Here is a 3251-nt window from a genome sequence, read left to right as displayed (position 1 = left end):
GTTCATCTCGGCGGCCTCGTTCCAGGAGACCACCCGGGTGCTGACCGAGGCGGCAGTCCAGGGCAAGCGCGACAGGCTGCAAGGGCTGAAGGAGAACGTTATCGTCGGGCGTCTGATCCCGGCGGGTACGGGCTCGGCGACCCAGCGCTTCAAGCAGGTCGCGGCCGGCCGCGACCGGGCGATCATCGCCGAGCGCGAGGCCGCTGCGGCCGCTGCTGCCTCGGCGCTCGAGGTGATCGACGTCGAGGACGAGGAGGAGCGCAGCCAGGAGGGGGCCGATCAGGCCGCCTCGGGCGGCGGGTTCGACGAGATCCTCTGACGACGGCTGTGGCGGCAATTGGGCCCGGCGCTCGGCGCCGGGCCCTGTGCTTTCGCCACGCGCAGCGGCGCGGCACGAACGAGCGGAGTGATCGCTCTTCGCTTCCGGGCTCGAGGCGTGAAACCGGGCCGAAAAAACCCGCCTTTGCCGGCTTGACCCGGTAAACCGCCATGTATATGTTCCGCCCACTTCGCGCCGGGGCACCGGCTGCGGAGGCGTATAATGCCTCATCGGTGGCAGGCATGACCCGGCTCGGGCCCGGTCCTCTGATGTTCGGCCGCAGGGCGCAGGTTGCGCGGGCCATGCGGCGCTTCGTGTTTGCGCCGCCCGGGCGGGCGCCGCGGCGATGGCGAGAGACGAGACAAGGTAGGCACACATGCCGACGATCCAGCAGCTGATCCGGAATCCCCGGCAGCCCAGAGTGAAGAGAAAGAAGGCCGTGCACCTGGAGGCCAGCCCGCAAAAGCGGGGGGTGTGCACGCGCGTCTACACCACGACCCCGAAGAAGCCGAACTCGGCGCTGAGGAAAGTCGCCAAGGTCCGCCTGACGAACGGCTTCGAGGTGATCAGCTACATCCCCGGCGAGGGCCATAACCTGCAGGAGCACTCGGTGGTGCTGATCCGCGGTGGCCGCGTCAAGGACCTTCCGGGCGTGCGCTATCACATCATCCGCGGCGTGCTCGACACCCAGGGGGTGAAGGACCGCCGGCAGCGCCGCTCGAAATACGGCGTCAAGCGGCCGAAGTAAGGAGAGCGCACCATGTCGCGACGTCATCGTGCCGAGAAGCGCGAGATCCTGCCGGACGCCAAGTATGGCGACCGCGTGCTGACGAAGTTCATGAACAACCTGATGCACGACGGCAAGAAGTCGGCCGCCGAGGGCATCGTCTACGGTGCCTTCGAGCGCGTCGAGGGCCGCCTGAAGCGCCAGCCGGTCGAGGTGTTCCACGAGGCGCTGGACAACATCAAGCCCTCGGTCGAGGTGCGCTCGCGCCGGGTCGGCGGCGCCACCTACCAGGTGCCGGTCGAGGTGCGGCCCGAGCGGCGCGAGGCGCTGGCGATCCGCTGGCTGATCGCCGCGGCGCGCAACCGCAACGAGAACACCATGCAAGAGCGCCTCGCTGCCGAGCTGATGGACGCGGTGGCGAACCGCGGCACCGCGGTCAAGAAGCGCGAGGACACGCACAAGATGGCCGAGGCCAACAAGGCCTTCAGCCATTACCGCTGGTAACGATCCGGCGGCCCGAGCTCCAGAGGACTGAAACGATGCCCCGCCAATTCTCCCTCCCGCGCTACCGCAACTTCGGCATCATGGCGCACATCGATGCCGGCAAGACCACGACGACGGAGCGCATCCTGTTCTACACCGGCAAGTCGCACAAGATCGGCGAGGTCCATGAGGGCGCCGCCGTGATGGACTGGATGGAGCAGGAGCAGGAGCGCGGCATCACCATCACCTCGGCCGCGACGACCACCTTCTGGTTCCGCACCGAGGACGGCAAGACGCCGATCGGCGGCTACGGGGCGACGCCGCAGGATGCGATGTTCCGCTTCAACATCATCGACACGCCAGGGCATGTGGACTTCACCATCGAGGTCGAGCGTTCGCTGGCGGTGCTCGACGGCGCGGTCTGCCTGCTCGACGCCAATGCCGGGGTCGAGCCGCAGACGGAGACGGTGTGGCGTCAGGCCGACCGCTACAAGGTGCCGCGCGTCGTGTTCGTCAACAAGATGGACAAGATCGGCGCCGACTTCTTCAACTGCGTGAAGATGATCAAGAGCCGCACCGGCGCCACGCCGCTGCCGATCCAGATCCCGATCGGCGAGGAGAACGACTTCGAGGGCGTGATCAGCCTGGTGACTATGCAGGAATGGGTCTGGCACGGCGAGGACCTGGGCGCGAGCTGGGAGATCCGCGAGATCCGGCCCGAACTCAAGGACTTGGCCGAGAAGATGCGCTCGGAGATGATCGAGCTTGCCGTCGAGCAGGACGACGCGTGGACCGAGCGCTACCTGGAGGGCGAGGAGCCCTCGGTGGAGGAGCTGCGCGAGCTGATCCGCAGGGGCACGCTGTCCCTGAGCTTCGTGCCGGTGCTGTGCGGCTCGGCGTTCAAGAACAAGGGCGTGCAGCCGCTTCTGAACGCGGTGATCGACTACCTGCCGAGCCCGCTCGACGTGCCGCCCTACATGGGCTTCCGGCCCGACGACGAGAGCGAGACGCGCAACATCGAGCGGCGCGCCGACGACGGTCTGCCGTTTGCGGCTCTGGCCTTCAAGATCATGAACGACCCCTTCGTCGGCTCGCTGACCTTCGTGCGGGTCTACTCGGGCAGCCTCAAGAAGGGCGAGTCGATCCTCAACTCGACCAAGGGCAAGCGCGAGCGCATCGGCCGCATGATGATGATGCACGCGAACAGCCGCGAGGAGAGCGACGAGGCCTTCGCCGGCGACATCATCGCGCTGGCCGGGCTCAAGGAGACCACCACGGGCGACACGCTGTGCGACGCATCCGACCCGGTGGTGCTCGAGACCATGACCTTCCCCGAGCCGGTGATCGAGCTGGCCATCGAGCCCAAGTCCAAGGCCGACCAGGAGAAGCTGAGCCACGCGCTGCAGCGGCTGGCCGCCGAGGATCCCTCGTTCCGCGTCTCGACCGACATCGAGTCCGGCCAGACGATCATGAAGGGCATGGGCGAGCTGCATCTCGAGATCCTGGTCGACCGCATGAAGCGCGAGTTCAAGGTCGACGCCAATGTCGGCCAGCCGCAGGTGGCCTACCGCGAGACCATCGGCAGCGAGATCGACGTCGACTACACGCACAAGAAGCAGACCGGCGGCTCGGGCCAGTTCGCCCGCGTGAAGCTGATCCTGGCGCCGGCCGAGGCAGGCGAGGGCAACGACTTCGAAAGCCGGATCGTCGGCGGCGTGGTGC

4 protein-coding genes are annotated in these 3251 nt (G+C 67.4%); all 4 read left to right on the top strand.

Annotation, left to right across the window (positions count from 1 at the left end):
* Positions 1-319: hypothetical protein (locus AC32QD_RS02015; protein ID WP_492008806.1), on the top strand; the 319-nt coding region annotated here is incomplete at its 5' end.
* Positions 320-695: 376 nt separating this feature from the next.
* Positions 696-1067: a 30S ribosomal protein S12 gene (rpsL, locus tag AC32QD_RS02010; RefSeq protein WP_492008805.1), complete on the top strand. Its 372-nt coding sequence runs from the start codon at positions 696-698 to the stop codon at positions 1065-1067.
* Positions 1068-1079: 12 nt separating this feature from the next.
* Entirely contained in the window at positions 1080-1550 is a 471-nt protein-coding gene (gene rpsG, locus AC32QD_RS02005) for a 30S ribosomal protein S7 (RefSeq protein WP_492008804.1), read from the top strand.
* 35 nt (positions 1551-1585) lie between these two features.
* Positions 1586-3251, top strand: a 1666-nt coding sequence (gene fusA, locus AC32QD_RS02000; protein ID WP_492008803.1) for an elongation factor G, incomplete at its 3' end; no start/stop codon positions are given.

This window comes from Thermohalobaculum sp. (assembly GCF_058622915.1).
This window is presented reverse-complemented; position numbering and strand designations above follow the sequence as displayed.

Coding starts and splice junctions, on each gene's coding strand:
- rpsG (WP_492008804.1), top strand. CDS start 1,080: ATGTCGCGACGTCATCGTGCCGAGAAGCGCGAGATCCTGCCGGACGCC.
- rpsL (WP_492008805.1), top strand. CDS start 696: ATGCCGACGATCCAGCAGCTGATCCGGAATCCCCGGCAGCCCAGAGTG.